The 15466-nt window shown below is 72.2% G+C and carries 11 protein-coding genes and 1 tRNA gene; 6 read left to right on the plus strand and 6 right to left on the minus strand.

Translation table 11 applies throughout. The features are described from left to right. Positions 1-7: 7 nt before the first annotated feature. Together POL72_RS23060 and POL72_RS23065 are read right to left on the minus strand one after the other, a co-directional pair. Positions 8-1102, minus strand: a complete 1095-nt coding sequence (locus POL72_RS23060; protein WP_272097668.1) for a GHMP family kinase ATP-binding protein — start codon at positions 1100-1102, stop codon at positions 8-10. Between the two features lie 151 nt (positions 1103-1253). Beyond that, positions 1254-1760, minus strand: coding sequence for a hypothetical protein (locus POL72_RS23065; RefSeq protein ID WP_272097669.1), 507 nt, complete (start codon positions 1758-1760; stop codon positions 1254-1256). A 327-nt stretch (positions 1761-2087) separates the two neighbouring features. Between POL72_RS23065 and POL72_RS23070 the strand changes: the two genes are divergently transcribed. The 5 genes from POL72_RS23070 (at position 2088) to POL72_RS23090 (ending at position 9609) form a co-directional block, all read left to right on the plus strand. Then, on the plus strand, positions 2088-4439 hold the full coding sequence (locus tag POL72_RS23070; protein WP_272097670.1) for an ATP-binding domain-containing protein: 2352 nt from the start codon (positions 2088-2090) through the stop codon (positions 4437-4439). 159 nt (positions 4440-4598) lie between these two features. Beyond that, positions 4599-4675: transfer RNA gene (locus POL72_RS23075), tRNA-Met, on the plus strand. Between the two features lie 972 nt (positions 4676-5647). Next, positions 5648-7291 carry a globin family protein gene (locus POL72_RS23080; protein WP_272097671.1) on the plus strand — a complete coding sequence of 548 codons (1644 nt, stop codon included), beginning with the start codon at positions 5648-5650 and terminating at the stop codon, positions 7289-7291. Further along, a complete protein-coding gene (locus POL72_RS23085) occupies positions 7288-7632 on the plus strand; it encodes a hypothetical protein (RefSeq protein WP_272097672.1) in 345 nt (114 codons plus the stop codon). Before POL72_RS23080 ends, POL72_RS23085 begins: the two co-directional genes overlap by 4 nt. 96 nt (positions 7633-7728) lie before the next feature. Further along, positions 7729-9609, plus strand: coding sequence for a protein kinase domain-containing protein (locus POL72_RS23090; protein WP_272097673.1), 1881 nt, complete (start codon positions 7729-7731; stop codon positions 9607-9609). Between the two features lie 99 nt (positions 9610-9708). Here the strand turns inward: POL72_RS23090 and POL72_RS23095 are convergent, their stop codons facing one another. Both POL72_RS23095 and POL72_RS23100 read right to left on the minus strand, forming a co-directional pair. Then, on the minus strand, positions 9709-10596 hold the full coding sequence (locus POL72_RS23095) for a hypothetical protein (RefSeq protein WP_272097674.1): 888 nt from the start codon (positions 10594-10596) through the stop codon (positions 9709-9711). A gap of 183 nt (positions 10597-10779) precedes the next feature. After that, positions 10780-12063, minus strand: coding sequence for an MFS transporter (locus POL72_RS23100; protein WP_272097675.1), 1284 nt, complete (start codon positions 12061-12063; stop codon positions 10780-10782). Between the two features lie 250 nt (positions 12064-12313). On the opposite strand from POL72_RS23100, the gene POL72_RS23105 reads away from it, so the two are divergent. After that, positions 12314-12523, plus strand: a complete 210-nt coding sequence (locus POL72_RS23105; RefSeq protein WP_272097676.1) for a hypothetical protein — start codon at positions 12314-12316, stop codon at positions 12521-12523. Between the two features lie 12 nt (positions 12524-12535). Here POL72_RS23105 and POL72_RS23110 read toward each other — a convergent pair whose 3' ends face one another. Both POL72_RS23110 and POL72_RS23115 read right to left on the minus strand, forming a co-directional pair. Continuing rightward, positions 12536-13462 (minus strand): glutamate--tRNA ligase family protein, encoded by a 927-nt coding sequence (locus POL72_RS23110; protein ID WP_272097677.1) that lies wholly within the window; start codon positions 13460-13462, stop codon positions 12536-12538. A gap of 67 nt (positions 13463-13529) precedes the next feature. After that, positions 13530-15335 (minus strand): glutamate--tRNA ligase, encoded by a 1806-nt coding sequence (locus tag POL72_RS23115; protein WP_272097678.1) that lies wholly within the window; start codon positions 15333-15335, stop codon positions 13530-13532. Between the last annotated feature and the right edge of the window lie 131 nt (positions 15336-15466).

Genomic DNA, 15466 nt, shown 5'->3' on the forward strand with positions numbered 1-15466 from the left:
GCCCGCGTCAGCCCCCGTCGAGCCGCACGCCGGGGGCGCCGAGCGCGGGCCGCCGCACGAGGGACGGGCCGAGCGCCTCGAGGATGCGCGCGTGGCGCTCGGCGGGCGCCCACACGAGGATGTGCCCGCCGCCGCCTGCGCCGCACACCCGGAGGACCTCGACCCCGAGGCCCTCGAGCCGCCGCTCCAGCGAGAGCGCGATCGCGCTCGCCGCCCTCGAGAGGCGCACCTTCGCGGCCGCGCCCCGGCGCATGCCCGAGAGCACCAGCGAGAGCGAGCCGAGCTCGAAGCCGCGCGCGACCTCGCCGGCCGCCGCCACGAGCTCGCCCTTCGCGTCGCACGCCGAGCCCGAGTCCATCCGATCCAGCACCTCGCCCGACACGCGCCGCACCTCCGTGTCCACGAGCAGCAGCCCCGCCGAGAGCGCGGGCACGAGGTCCGGACAGCCGATCGCGAGCGGCCGCACCCCCGAGCAGCCGCCGGCGTCGAAGGCGAGATCGAGCAGCCCCCCGAACGCAGCGAACACCTGATCCTGCGCGCCGCACGCGTTGCACAGGCGCTCGCGCTCGATCGCGACCGCCTCGCGCGCCAGATCCTCCGGCGCGACGGCCTCTCCGATCGAGGCGCGCAGCGCGAAGAGCGCCGCCACCGCCACCGACGCGCTGCCGCCCAGGCCGGCCCCGGGAGACGTCTCGCTCTCGACCCGCAGGGCGACCCCGTCGCCCACGCCCGCCGCGGAGAGCGTCGCCTCGATCAGGCGGAAGGCGACATCGTCGCGCGGAGGATCCGCGCGGCGCCGTAGGAGGACGCGCCCCCCTCCGGCGGCGCCGGCGCCCTCGGTCGGGTGCGGCTCCGCCCGTCCCTCGCCGCGCGCGGCGAGCTCGAGCCGCACCCAGCCTCGATCGAACGGCTCCACGATCACGCGCACGCGCAGATCGATCGCGGCGCCCACGACGCGCCCGCCGTCCTGTCGGGCGATGCCGGGCAGGTCGCTGCCACCCCCGGCGAAGGAGACGCGCATCGGCGCGCTCGAGGCCGCGCGCCACAGCGGGCTTCGCAGCGTTCGCGGCGCGGAGAGGGAGCCGGCGCAGGGGATGCTCATGCTGTCCTTCGGCGCGAGCGCGACCCGCCGGGGCGCGAGCGCGCCCCAGGGACCGAGGCGGAGCGCCCCGCGGCGGCACCCCGTGCAGGGAGCAGGCCATCGATGGAGCGCCCGGCGTGCACGCTCCCGCTCGGTCCCCCCCCGGTTCCGCTCAGTTCAGGTCCTTGCTCGCGGGCTCGCTCCGCGGCGAGGGCTGCGCGCGGGCCGCGTCGAGGATCCGGTCGATCACCCTGAGCCCGGCCGCGAACATGTCCCGCTCAGCGCGCTCGCCGCCGGCGTGCACCTCGGCCGCCTTCTCCCGGAGGGCGAGCGCGTCGCGGCGGACGACCGGGAGGCGGGCCGCGCCCGCCGCCTCGGCGATGCACCCGGCGAGATCGTAGATGAGGAACGCGTCCTCCTCGCTGATCCGGGCCTCCGTGCGGCGCCCCTCGGCGCGGGCGCGCGCCGGGGATCCGCCGGCGCGATCCCCGCGGGCCTGCGGCGCGACCTCCCGATCGTCGTCATCGTCCCCGATCGAGCCCGAGGAGACGCGGTCGAGCAGGCTGGTCAACTCGACCCGGTAGGCGGCGAGGACCAGCGCGCAGAGCGCCCCGCGATCGCGCAGCGAGAAGAGGATCAGCTCGAGGAGCCGGTCGGACCGGGTCGCGCAGTTTTGCATCGCTGCCTTGTACGGCGTCCGCCCACGTGACCTCAATCCAGAACGCCACCGCCCACGGCGGATCCGCCCTCGGACGCAGGGCACGTTACGCACCGAGGGCGCTCGCGTGGCGCGCGGCGGCCCGCCGAGGCGCGAACCGGCCTGTCGAGGCGCGCCGAAACGTGCTCAGACGCTGATAGCGTGGGGGGCCCCACGCGGTGGTTGCGGAGCTGAGCTGGATCGGTCAATAGGTCCGACCCTCCTGCGTCAACGGGCCGCGACGGATGTCTGGCGTGCTGACGCTCCGGCTCAGCCTGTCACCTCATCCTCCATCGTATCGGCATCCCCGTGACCGCGAATCGTTCTACGAGCCCCACGCACACCCGAGAGCAGTCCACCGCGCCGTCCTCGGCCACCGTCACGACGTCCGCCCGGCCCGCGCCGCCTGCGCCGCCCACGTCGCCCATGTCGACCGACGGCGCGCCCGGCGCCGGGCTGAGCGAGCGCGGCGCGGCGATCGTCAGCGAGGAGGAGGCGCTGCTCGCCCGCGTCATCGCGCACCTCGCCACCGCCGCGACCAAGCCGTCGCGCCCGCCGCCCGCCGAGAACTACGAGGAGCAGCTCCTCTCGCTGCGCGATCAGATCGCGGCGGCGCGGCTGGAGGACGTGCCGGCGCTCGTGCAGCAGATGGAGCGGCTGCAAGGGATCGCCGCGCGGCGAAACGAGAACGTCGTCGAGCCCGTCGATCCGAAGTCTCCCTACTTCGGCCACCTGCGCCTCCGGGAGAAGGGCCGCCCCGAGCGCGACGTCCTCATCGGGCGCACGACGCTCGTCGACGCGAGCGCGGGCGTGCGGATCGTCGACTGGCGCCACGCCCCGGTCAGCCAGATCTACTACCGCTACGAGGAGGGCGCGGAGTACGAGGAGACCTTCGGCGAGCGCGACGTCGAGGGCACTGTGCTCGTGCGGCGCACCGTGACCATCGACGACGGCGAGCTCTATCGCATCTCGGCGCCGCAGGGGACGCTCGTGCGCGGGCCCTCGGGCGGCTTCCGCGAGATCGCGACGCGGGCGACCGAGCTCTCCGGCGGGCAGGGCAGCGCGGTGCGCCCCGAGGACATGCGCGACATCGCGCGCGCGGCGGCGGGCGGCGCGCGCGGCGGGCTCGGGACGGGGGCGGCGTTCCACGCCCGCGAGGACCGGCACCTGCCGGAGATCGCGGCGCTCCTCGACCCGCGGCAGTTCGAGCTCATCTCGAAGCCGGACGCCGGCATCGTGGTCATCCAGGGCGGCGCCGGCAGCGGCAAGACGACGATCGGCGTCCACCGGCTCGCCTTCCTTTCCTACAACGGAGGGCGCCGCTTCACCGCCGACAAGATGCTCGTCATCGTCGGCAGCCCCGCGCTCCGCGCGTACATCAGCGAGGCGCTCCCCGCGCTCGGCCTGGGCGGCATCGCGGTCGAGACGTTCTCCGAGTGGGCGCGCGCGGCCCGGAAGCGCGCGTTCCCGTGGCTCGAGGCGCCGGTCGAGGAGAACACGCCCTCGGTCGTGACCCGCTACAAGACCCACCCGGCGATGCTCCACCTCCTCGAGCAGCGCGCGGCGGAGCTCAAGGACGACGCGCGGGCGCGGCGCGACTCGCGCGGCACCCTCGCGTTCTGGGCGGACGTGCTCACCGATCTCGACCGGGTGATGGCCGCGTTCGAGGCGGCGGGCGACCCCGAGTTCGGCCCGGAGCAGGTCAAGCGCGCGTGGCGCTGGTGCGCGGACCGCTGCCCCGCCGTGCTCGATCTCGACCCCGGCGACCGCGCCGAGCGCAAGGCGGCGATGGCCGACGAGCCCGCGGACGACGACGACGACCGGGGCGGGGACGGGCGCGAGGTCTCGAGCGACGACCGCGCGGTGCTCGACCCGGAGGACGACGCGCTCCTCCTGCGGGCGTACCAGCTGCTCCGGGGCGAGCTCCGCAAGGGGAAGAACGTGCTCGTCTACGAGCACCTCTTCGTGGACGAGGCGCAGGATCTCGCGCCGATCGACCTCGCGGTGCTGCTCGGCGTCGTGGCCGAGCCGCGGAGCGTGACGCTGGCGGGCGACACGGCGCAGCGGCTCTTCATGGACTCCGGCTTCCGCGACTGGCGGGCGACGCTCGACGACCTCGGCCTGTCGCGGGTCGACGTCGAGCCGCTGCGCATCGCGTACCGCTCGACGCGCGAGGTGCTCGCGTTCGCCCGCGCGGTGCTGGGCCCGCTGGCGGATCCGACGCCGCCCCTGGCCCCGCGCAGCGGGGCGCCGGTCGAGCACCACCATTTCCCGAGCGCCGGCGCGGCCGTCGCGTTCCTGGCGGACGCGATCCGCCCGCTGTTCGCGCGGGAGCCCCGCGCGACGCTGGCGATCCTGGCGCGCCACCCCGAGCAGGCGGACGTCTACTACGACGCCCTCCGGATGGCGGAGATCCCGAACCTCCGGCGCGTGCGCGCCTACGAGTTCGCGTTCCGCCCCGGCGTCGAGGTGACGGAGGTCCGGCAGGTGAAGGGCCTCGAGTACGACTACGTGGTGCTGGTCGACGTGAACGCGTCGACCTACTCGGCGGACGACGAGTCGCGGCACCTGCTCCACATCGGGGCGACCCGCGCGGCGCACCAGCTCTGGGTGATCTCGACGGCGGCGCCGTCGCCGCTCGTGCCGGACTGGCTGGGCTGACGGGGAGGGGGGAGGGGGAGGGGAGGAGCACCGCCCGGGCGAGCCGAGGTGTGCCGCCCTCGGCAAGCCTCGGAAGCCTCGGAAAGGGGAATGGACACAATCGACACCGGGCCGTGAGAGAATCCTTGACCGCAGCGAGGCCGTGAGTAGATTCCCTCTCGCGCGGTGGAGCAGCCTGGTAGCTCGTCGGGCTCATAACCCGAAGGTCGTAGGTTCAAATCCTGCCCGCGCAACCACGACCCAAGCAGCAAAAGCAACAAGAGGACGCGAGGATTGGCCGGAACAGGCCACCTCGCGTTTTTCGTTTTCAGAGCCCGTCCGCTGGCGCCGAGCGTGATGCCGGAGAGGCGGTCTGAGCGATTCGGCTGTCCGGCCCCTTCAGGCACGCGCTGCTCGTCGCTCGCTTTGCCTGCTCGCCTGGTGCGCGCCTCTCGGGAGAGGTCCTGGTCGTCCCGGCGGCGTCGCGCGCCCTGGGTCCCAGTCGTTCCCTCGGAGCGCGGCGACACGGAGCGGGGCGAGCGCAAGGACGATAAGAGGCTCACCCCTTCTGGAACACCCAGCGTCGATAACGCGGACTCAATCGATCTCTGCGGCTCCGGTGCGCTGTCGCTCCGTTGCCCTGTCCGTCGGCGGCGAGCGCGTGGCGCGGAGCGCGCGAGATGTGCTGGGGAGAGCTGATTCCATCAGCTGGTGATTCGCGGTATGGAGGTGCCGAGGCCGCTCCTTCTCAGGGCATCCTTCGGGAGAAGGTGGCCGCGGTCGGGCCCGCGGGCGATCCGGTCCGGTCGGACCTGTCGCGGGTGGACCGCCCGCCACCCGTCGCTTCGCGGCCGCGTCCGTTGCGCGCGTTGCGGGTTGTATAAGTGGCTCCGGCCGGGCCGGTGTCGCTCGGAAAGTGCGCAGCGCTACGCGGCCCGCACCGGTGCGGTTCGCCAGCACCACGTCCCCGGCCTCGGTCCGCTCGTCGTTCAGCCGCACGCCGGGCACGGTCGCCGCGATCTGTGCGCGCTGGTCGAGCGCTGCTCGACATGGTGCCCGCGCTTCCACGGGCGCCTCGCGCCGGCGGCGCAGCCCTCTCGCCGCGCCGTAGGCAGGCGCCGGCCCCGTGATGTAGGATGGCGATAGAGGCGGCTCCTGTGCTCTGAACACGCGCGCCGCGGCGCGCACCTCACCGGCGCATTCCCGGTAACCTCCAGCGGACAACCACGATGGCCAAACCGAACGATCCCTTCGCACCCTCGACCAACACGCGCGGCGCCGCGACGCCGGGGGATGCTGCCAAGCCGCAACGCAGCGCCAGCGCGCCCGCGCCCGCGCCCGCGGCGCGTGCGTTGCCCTCCACGGGACCTGCCACCCAGCGAGGGCCGGGGGCCTACGGCGCGCCCGAGTTCCTCAACAAAGCGCGCAGCGTGCAGCCGCCGGAGCTCCTGAGCCAGCGCACCATCGAGCTCGTGCAGTGGTCCTGGGCGAAGGTGATGCCCATCTCGGACGCCGCGGCGGCGCTGTTCTATGAGCGGTTGTTCACGCTCGAACCGTCGGTGCGGCCGCTGTTCAAGAACGATATGGCCGAGCAGAAGAAGAAGCTCATGCAGACGCTCGCCGTGGCCGTCGATGGGCTGAACAACCTGCCCAAGCTCGTGCCGGTGCTCCAGGGCCTCGGCGTCCGGCACCAGGGCTATATGGTCGTCGATCGCCATTACGACGTGGTGGGCGAGGCGCTGCTCTGGACGCTGCGCGAGGGGCTCGGCGACTCCTTCTCGGCCGACGTCGAGTCCGCGTGGAAAGAGGTCTACGGCCTGGTCGCGGACGTCATGAAGAAGGCCGCCGCGGCGCACGCAACCGTGGGCGCCGCGCCGGCGCACCCCTCGCCGGTGCCGGCCGGGAGGGACGCCCCGCGGATCGGCGCGTCGCAACCGGCGCAGCGCTCGGCGCCCGTGGAGCAGGCGGTGCAGTTGCCGAAGTCGGTGCCGCCGCCCTCGTCGACCAAGGCCTCGCGGACGCTCGTCGGGGTCGTGCCGCCCTGGCAAGGCGACCCGCCGCCGCCCGCGCCCGCGCCCGCGGGCCCGCCCGCGGGCGCGCCGATCAGCCTGCGCACCATCGAGCTCGTGCAGCGATCGTGGGCGAAGGTGATGCCCATCTCGGACGCCGCGGCGGCGCTCTTCTACGACCGCCTCTTCGAGCTCGAGCCGTCGGTGCGGCCGCTGTTCAAGAACGACATGGCCGAGCAGAAGAAGAAGCTCATGCAGACGCTCGCCGTGGCCGTCGACGGGCTGAACAACCTGGGCAGGCTCGTGCCGGTGCTCCAGGCGCTCGGCGTGCGGCACCACGGCTACATGGTGGTCGATCGCCATTACGACGTGGTGGGCGAGGCGCTGCTCTGGACGCTGCGCGAAGGGCTGGGCGACGGCTTCACGCGCGACGTCGAGTCGGCGTGGACCGAGGTCTACGGCGTGATCGCCGACGTCATGAAGAAGGCAGCCGCAGATCACGTCGCGAGCGGGGGCGCTCGCAAGGCCGACGCCGCGCCCGCGCGGGAGCGGGCGCCCGCGCAGCGGCCTCCCCTGTCCGAGCAGCGCGCGCCGGCGCCGTCGAGCGTCACGGAGGTGATGCCGGCGAAGAGGCGCCCGGGCCCCCTCGACGAGGACGCCGACACGCTTCACTACCAGACCAACCCCGCCCATGAGGCCCTGATGAACAGCGGTATCGACCATGAGGAGTCCCGGGCGGGAGCGCGCCTGGCATCCGCGGCGCCCCCTGCCGCCGCAAGCGCGGGCCCGCAGGGGCTCGTCATCCGTGGGCCGGCCAGGACATGGTCGTCAACGTCCATGTCAAGCTGGACGGTCCGCTGGTGACGGTCCCGGTCGCTTCGCCGTCGATCGCGTCGCCCGCGGCGCCTGTCGTGCTGGAGCCGACAGGCCCGAGCGGCCTCGCCGCGGGGCTCGCGATCGCCCTGCTCTCGATCGCCGCCTCGATGGCCACGGCCATCCTGATGACGGTGGGCGGCGCCGACAAGGCTGCGGCCGGCGTCGGCGCGGCGGCCGGCGCGGGCGCCGCGCCCAACATCGCGTCCCTCGCGACCTACGCCGTGCCGATCATCGTCACGGTCCTCGTCCTCTCCGCGTTCACGATGGGACACATCCTGGGGCGGGGTCGGGCCCGGAGCGACGCGGGGCCCGGCGCGGGGCAGCTGTGAGCTCCACCGGCGGGTCGTGAGCGGGCCGTGCGCTGGAGCCGACACATTCGCCCGGCGAGCGCTGGGGTTTGATGGCAAGATGGGAATGAGAGTCCGATGATCGCGGAGCCTGCGAGTACGCTGACCCACCTGGCGGGACAGTGGCTGGGACCATTCCAGCTGATCCAGCTGCTCGGCATCGGCGCGATGGGCGCCGTGTACCTGGCCAGGGACAGCGTGCTCCAGCGCGACGTCGCGGTGAAGCTGATCGCGAAGGGGAGCGCGGACACCGATCCCGAGCGGCGCGACCGCTTCCTGCGCGAAGCGCGCGCCGCGGCGCGCCTCCTTCACCCGAACGTGGTGCAGATCTTCCAGGTCGGCGAGGACGAGGACGTCCGCTACATCGCCATGGAGTACGTCCACGGCCTCACCATGGCGCAGGCGGCCAAGCAGCACGGCGGCCGCCTGCCGGAGCAGTTCGGGATCGAGAAGATGCGCGAGGCCGCGGCGGCGCTCGAGCTCGCGGCGTCGTTCGGCATCTCCCACCGCGACGTCAAGCCCGCCAACCTCCTCCTCAATGCGTCGGGGACGCTCAAGATCGCCGACTTCGGCCTGGCGTCCCATCCGGAGAGCGGCCCGCTGGGAAGCAGCTCCGCCCGCACGCTGGAGGGCACGCCGTTCTACATGAGCCCGGAGCAATGGACCGGGCAGGACATCGCGCCTCCGTCGGACATCTACAGCCTCGGCTGCACGTTCTACCACCTGCTCGTGGGCAGGACGCCCTTCTCGGCGCGGGATCTCGCTGGTTGCTTCCAGGCGCACTGCCACGCGCCCGTCCCGGATCCGAAGCTGGCGATGCCGGACATCGATCCGCTCCTCGCGGAGCTCTTGCGCCGCTGCATGGCGAAGCGGCCGCAGGAGCGGCCGTCGGCCGGGCACATCGTGGCGTTCCTCGAGGACATGCTGATGCTCCGGCGCAGCAGCGTCAGGCCGCGAGAGATGTCGGAGCCGAAGAGCGCGCTGCTCGGCGCCCCCATGGATCTCGCCGATACGAGGATCAGCGAGCTCCCTGAACCACCGAGGGGCCCGCTCGCCACGCCGACGGGCACGATCCTGGTGAGCAGCTCGACCGCCGTCGGGCATTTCACCGGTCAGTACAGCTACCGGGATCATTTCGGGCTGACCGGCTATCCGTTCAGCGACATCCGGCAGCCGAGCTTCTTCTGGGACGCAGGCCCTTACGCCTGGATCCTGAGGACGCTGGCGTCGCAGATCGTCGCCGGGCAGCGCCCGGCGATCCTCGTGGGCGAGCCGGGGAGCGGCCGGACCTTCGTCTGTGAGATGATCAAGAACAAGGTCCCGCGGATCCATGTCTTCTCGATCGAGCCGCAGCTGCTCTTCGGGACGCGGCCGCTCGTGTCGCTGTGCAGGCAGGTGGGGGCGACGGCCATCACACCGACGCTGAGCCAGCAGTTCCTCGTCGACGCGTTCCTCGGGCAAGCGCTCCTCCGCGCCGGGTCGGACGCGATCGCCGTCCTGGTCGTCGACGGCGTCGATCCGGAGGACCACGATCTCCTGATGGAGCTCCATGACATCCTGCGCTGTGCCCCGGCGGGCAAGCTCTCGATGATCCTGGTGGGCTCCCCCGATCTCCCCGCGACCCTCGCCTCCAACGGCGTGCCGCGCGAGCTCTACTCAGGCGCTCAGTCGCTCCTCTTGCCCGGCATGACGCAGCAGGAGATGATCGAATACATCGATTTCCGGATGCGTTCGGTCGGAGGGAGCCGGCGGGGGCTCCAGCTGGACCTCGCGTCGCAGCAGCTGCTGCACGCGCGGAGCGGCGGCAGCCCGAAGCTCATCAACATCTACTGCCACAACGCGCTGACGATCGCCGCGCTCCAGGGCGAGACCGACGTGAGCCTGTCGTCCATCCGCCTGGGAATGAAGAGCAAGAGCTATCTCACCGCCGAGGCGGCCACGAACCTGATCCGGGGCTGAGCGCGCCTCCAGCGGATCGTCAGGCGCGGCCGGGGCTGTCGTGAACGGGGCAATCTCCACGCGCTCGCGCGCCGGACAGTCCCCCGCATCCTCGCCGCGCTAGCTATCGTTTCCGGCGGTTCCGACTGGTGCGACCGTTCCGGCCGCGCCGGTCGCGGGCGGCGCGCTCGGCGGCGCGGCGGGGAGGGGGGCGCGCCCGGGCATTGCGGCGAGCACCGCCGCGTCCGTCATCGGCGCGCGCGGCACGTTCAGCGCTCGTCCAATGCGCGCCCTCGAATGCTTGTCGTTGTCGATACACCTGCCGCGCGTGTATGCGCTGAGCCGGTCGCGCGGCTCCTGCTTGCGGCACGCTCCGAAGGATCCCTTGATCAGCGCGAGTCCCGCGCGAAAGCACTTCTCTCGATCTCCGACGAGATCCGCGTGCGACCACCCCTCCCGGGTTTTGCCGGCGCCGACGCGGACCTGGAGCAGACAGGAGTCGAGCCCCGAGCCGCGCGCGAGCTTCCCGATCCCGAGGTCCACGTCACGACGGTAGCCGCTCTCGAAATACGCGATCGATAAGAGCAGCGCCATCGTCTCGGCTCGACCGCGCGGGCCGCCGAAGAGCGGCTTCAATGCGGGATCATAGGCAACCTTCGCCGCCGCGCGCGCGATCTCGTGGTAGCGCGCGCGGCCTTCCTCGGGCGTCTCGACCGCGTCCTTGATGAAGCTCTTCCCAGGCGGGGCCCATGTCATCATGATACCAACAGCCCACGCGATAATCGTATCCATGAGACATGTAAGGTCCTGGGATACCTCTGTGTCAAGCGATTCGGACAGCCTGGCTGGGATTGTCGTCGTGCGTTGTATGAACGCGTGCCGCTCAGTGTGCATTATAACGTCCTCGTCAAATTGCGAATGATCTGGGAAGCGGTGCGTCGTACGTGGTGCGCAATCGTTTTCGCACTGGATTTGTGTTCGGTTGTGTTCGGTTGTGTTCAGTTGCATTTGTTGCGCTCGGCCTCGCGAGATTGCGGGTGAGCTCGCGGTCAAATTCGCGCTGAGCCGTCTCGCGCTCTCGCCGCGGAGCTCACGAATCGAGTGGTCGCCTCCAGTCCTCGAGAGAGCGACTGGCCCTCACCGGGCCGAGAGCGATGATGTGCTGCGGGCGCGCTCGACGCGAGGCGCGCGTCAGGCCTTCTCGGGGGCGTCTTCTTCGGAGGTCGCGCGCGTGTCTTCGAGCCGGTCGACCGCGCGCAGCTCGGGGAACAGCCATGCCCAGAGCAGCACGACCGCGATCGTCCCGAGGCCGCCGAACACCACGGTGGGCACGGTCCCGATGAGCCTCGCGAGGGTGCCCGACTCGAGCTCTCCGAGCTCGTTCGAGGCGCCGACGAACACCATGTTGACCGCGCTCACGCGGCCGCGCATCTCGGGCGGGGTGGCGAGCTGCTCCAGGGTCATCCGCACGACGACGCTCACCATGTCGGCGGCGCCCATCACGGTGAGCGCGACGAGCGAGAGGAGGAAGCTCCGCGACAGGCCGAACACGACCGCGGCGACCCCGAAGAGCCCGACGCAGAGGAGCATCTTCGACCCGGCGCGCCGCGCGATGGGCCGGAAGGCGAGGACCACGGCCATGAGCCCGGCCCCCACGGCCGGCGCGGCGCGCAGGAAGCCGAACCCCTGCGGGCCGACCCCGAGCACGTCGGTCGCGTAGATGGGCAGGAGCGCGACCGCGCCGCCCAGGAAGACGGCCACGAAGTCGAGCGAGATCGACGCGAGGAGGACCTTCTTCCGGTAGACGTAGCGCAGCCCGGCGAGCGCCGTGGCGAGCGACGGCGGCTTCCTCTCCAGGCGGCCGGCGGGCGCCCGCACGGCCAGGGGCCCGGCGCACGCCGCGGCGAGCGCGAGGCTCGCGCTCAGGTACACCGGCGCAGGCGCCTTCCAGAGCGCGTAGAGCAGCCCGCCCAGGCTCGGCCCGCCGATGGCGCCGACCTGCCAGAGCGTCGATTGCCACGTCACCGCGTTCTGGAAGTGCTCCGTCGGCACGAGCGTGGGCAGGAGCGCCGAGCCGGCCGGCCCCTGGAAGGCGCGCACCGTGCCGAGGAGCACGAGGACCCCATAGATGGCCGGCAAGCTCGGGCTCGGCGAGCGCGCGAGGAAGAAGAGCGCGAGCGCCGCGAGCGCCGAGGTGAGGTAGCAAAGGACGAGGATCCGCCGCCGATCGAAGCGATCCGCCGCGTGCCCGGACGCGAGGGACAGCCCCGCAACAGGGAGGAACTGGGCGAGCCCCACATAACCGAGCGCCAGCGGATCTCGCGTGAGGTCGTAGATCTGATACCCCACGGCGACCGATTGCATCTGGTACGCCACCGTGGCCAGCAGGCGGGCCGCCGCGTAAACGCAAAAATCGCGCGACGTGAAGGCGGCGAAGGGCGACGACGGCTTCAGGGCGGCGGGGGCGGTGGCCATGAGCGAGTCCGGGCGACGTTCATGGCGCATTCCAGCGAGGGTCGCCAGGCTGCGAGGCCGCGGTAACGACCCGGGAGGTCGAGCGCCGGGTCGCTGCATCCCGCGCGCCGTGAACGGCCGCATCCCGCGCGCCGTGAAGGAGCAGGGACGTCCAGGCACCACGGCCGGACATCGGGACGGTCACGTTCGCGTGGCCTCGACGTGGAACACTGGCGCGCCGAGCTGGACCTGTGGTAAGCGGCAGCCACACATGATGCTCCTTGGACATGACACTTCGTCGGGACGGGCGCGCGACCTCGCCGAGCAGGCGTGGCGCGCCTGGACGCTGTTTGGCAGCCGCTCCCGCCGCGGGCGTGATGGCCGGCGCGACGACGACGACGACGACGATTTCCCGCGGCCGAACGCGGTCCTCACGTGGCTCCCGATGCTGGGACGCGCCGTCTCGCCGCTGCCCGCCTGATCTACGCGCTCCTCAGGGGCCGCTCGCCGTCAGCGTGAGCGACCCGTCGCGGAGGCTCACCACGCGGTCTTCGGTCGCGACGCGCGACCAGTCGAACTCCCGGAGCAGCTCCGTCGGCGTGCACGGATCGGGGCGATCCCGCAGGCCGACGCAGCACGCGAGCGCTCCGGTGAGCGCGGGCGCGCTCCGGGCGAGCGCCGCCCCGCGCGCCGCGCCGTGCGTCTTCGCCAGCTTGCCGCCGCGCTCCTCCAGGAGGAGCAGGTGGTGCCGGTAGACAGGCGCTGGCAGCCCGAGCAGCGCCAGGAGCGCCGCCTGCGTCGCGGTGCTCGGCGCGATGTCGCGCCCCCGGACGACGCGCGTGACGCCCGCCGCGCCGTCGTCGACCACCACCGCCAGCTGGTAGGAGAAGGCGCCGTCGCGCCGGCGAACCACGGGATCGCCCATCGCGAGCGCGGGCTCCTGCGACAGGTCGAGCCCCCCCTCGTCCAGGGGCCGGAACACGCCGTCCGGCAGCCGCGCCCGGATCGGCTCCACGCTCGCGCGCCACCCGCCGGGCGGCAGCGCGCGGCCGCGCGCGCGGTTGTCGTAGGCGAAGCCGCCGTCCGGGGCGCGCCGGCCGATCGCGCGTACCTCCTCGCGCGTCGTGGAGCAGGGGTACAGCGCGCCGAGCGCCTCGAGCCGGTCCATCGCCGCCTCGTGGTGCGCCCTCCGCGCGTGCTGCTCGACGCGCTCGTCGAAATCGAGCCCGAGCCACGCGAGATCGTCCTCGATGGCGCGCGCGAACTCGGGCCGGCAGCGGTCGGGATCGAGGTCCTCCAGCCGGAGGACCAGCCGCGCGCTCCGCGACCGCGCGTCCAGCCAGCAGAGCAGCGCCGCGGCGAGCGTGCCGAGGTGGGCGGGCCCGGTGGTCGACGGGGCGAACCGGCACACCTCGCTCATCGCTCTTCCTCCTGCCGCTGCCGGCCGCGCCCTCGTCGCGCGGCCCGCGGGCTCGTCACGCCGCGCCTCAGAGCAAGCGCGCGAAGCGCTCGATGCGCGCCCGCACGCGCGGCTCGCCCAGCACCGCCATGACCTCGGTCAGATCAGGGCTGTTCCGGGTCCCGCAGACCGCGACCCGGACCACCATCGAGACGTCGCCGACATGGCCCTTCCACGACTCGGGAGAGGCCTTGTACTGCTTCACCTCGCCAGCGTAGCCCAGCGCTACCCCGATGCTCCGGACCTTCTCGAACCACGCCTCCTTCGAGTCGGCGGGATCGAAGACATGGAGCATCTGCTTCAGCACCGCCCAGCGATCTGCCTCCGGGACGTTCTCGGGGAAATCGAACGCGTCGACGCCGCCGTAGAGCTCGTCGTAGAAGAAGAAGAGCTGGGGCCGCAGGTCGGGCCAGGTGGTGATGCGCTTGTTCGACTTCTTGCCGCCGCGCTCGATGCCGAGCGCGCGCTTCGTGTACTCCGGATCTCGCTCCATCAGCGCGGCGAGCTCCTTGTCGTATTCCCTGGCCCAGTCGAGGCCCTGGGCATAGACGTCCTCGGCGCTCATGCGGCTCACGACCGCCTGGCTCACGCTCTTCAGCTTCACCATGTCGCTCAGCGCGCCGCCGGGGGCGAGCTTGTTGAGCTTGAGGGGGAAGGCGGAATAGGGCTTGTCGGGGTTCGCCTTGCGCCAGTCCTCGAACGCGGAGTTGGCGATGTTGAGCAGGTACTCGATGGTGCCCGTCTCCGGCACGCCGATCTCCCGGTAATAGGCGATGTTCGCCTCGGGATCCTTGCGCTTGCTCAGCTTGCGCCGCGCGTCCGAGACCTTCGTCTCGCCCGTCTCCGGGTCGACCTCCTCCGCGCGATCGAGCTTCTGGATGGGCGGGACGTGGGCGTACTCGACCGGCCTGAAGCCGAGCGTGCGGAAGAGCTGCAGGTGGAGCGGCATCGACGAGATCCACTCGTCGCCTCGGATCACGTGCGTCGTGCGCATCAGGTGATCGTCGATCGCGTGGGCGAAGTGGTAGGTCGGGATGCCGTCCGACTTGAGGAGGATGGTGTCGAGATCGTTGACGGGCATCGAGATGACGCCCTTCACGCCGTCCTTCCACTCGACGCGGCCGGAGACGTCGTCCGGGGCGCGCAGCCGGAGCACGAACGGGGTGCCGCCCGCGAGCGCCTCCTTCACCCGGGCGAGCGGCGCGTCGCGCCATTTCGCCCACCGGCCGTGGACCCCGGGCTTCACCGTGAGGGCCATCTGCTCCTGCCGGATGGCGTCGAGCTCCTCGACCGTGCAGAAGCAGGGGTAGGCGAAGCCGCGGCGGATGAGGTCGATCGCGTAATCCCGGTAGATCTCGACACGCTCCGTCTGGATATAGGGGCCGTAGCTGCCCTGCTGCACGAACTCGCCTCGCGACGACGCGCCTCCGTCCTTCGCCGGCGCGCGGAGCACGCCCTCTTGAGGCGAGAGATCGAAGCGCGCGAGGGAGTCGACGATGGTGTCGAGCGCGCCGGGGATGGCGCGCTTCACGTCGGTGTCCTCGAGGCGGAGGTAGAAGACGCCCTCGCTCTGGAGCGACAGCCGCTTGTTGATGAGCGACACGAAGATGCCGCCAATGTGCATGAACCCGGTCGGGCTCGGCGCGTAGCGGGTGACCATCGCGCCTTTGGGCAGCGCGCGCCGGGGATAGCGCGCCTCGTACTCCTCGGGCCGCCTGGCCGACGCCGCGGCGTCGCCGAAGAGGAGGCGCACGAGCTCGTCGCGGTCCTCTCCGGGGCCCGGTTCGCGGACGGTGACGGGAAGCGTCGTCTCGTTCGGGGCCTGCTTGTCCATGAGGGCGCGTCGCTCCTGGTCTGACATCGGGCGGGCAGCCATTGCACGCCTGCCTCGCCTTGTCAATCGGCCGGGGGCCTGTCAATGGCGTGGTGACGAGCGCAAACTAGCGCGGGTCGCGGCCGCGCGCC

The sequence above is a fragment of the Sorangium aterium genome (assembly GCF_028368935.1).
GTDB classification, from domain to species: domain Bacteria; phylum Myxococcota_A; class Polyangia; order Polyangiales; family Polyangiaceae; genus Sorangium; species Sorangium atrum.